We start from the raw sequence: 451 nt of genomic DNA, 5'->3' as shown, positions 1-451 counted from the left end.
GTAAAAATAATTTAGGTGAGAAACAAACACATATTTTAGTTGCTATTAAAAATATAGATTATCTTATGCAAATACATAAAAACCAAAAGGATACATTAACAGGATTATACAATTATGAAAGTTTTTGTGAACAAACAAGCTTAATGCTGAAAAGATATCCTGGCAAGCCCTATGCAATTATAATGATGGATATAGATAAGTTCAAAGTAATTCATGATATTTAAGGAATTAGAGGAGGAGATAAAGCCTTAATATATGTTGCAGAATTGATTCAAAAAAACATTGGTTCTAATGGTATATGTTGTCGTATGTATGCAGATGTATTTTGCATTTTTTATGAGAGTTACTCTGATAGAGAGATTCATAAAGTAATTTATAATATTAAAAATAACTTGAATAGGAAAAAATTTGAATATATGTTAGTACCATGTTTTGGGGTTTATAAAATTTT

Annotated in this window: 1 pseudogene; it reads left to right on the top strand. The window is 25.7% G+C overall.

The annotated features are described in order from the left end of the window. Positions 1-65: 65 nt before the first annotated feature. Positions 66-451 (top strand): annotated as a pseudogene (locus tag K0039_RS21345) (GGDEF domain-containing protein); the annotation flags it as partial.

This window comes from Terrisporobacter mayombei (assembly GCF_020748465.1).
In the GTDB taxonomy this organism is placed as follows: Bacteria; Bacillota; Clostridia; order Peptostreptococcales; family Peptostreptococcaceae; genus Terrisporobacter; species Terrisporobacter mayombei.
The sequence above is the reverse complement of the archived record's forward strand: the minus strand, read 5'-3'. Positions and strand labels throughout refer to the sequence as shown.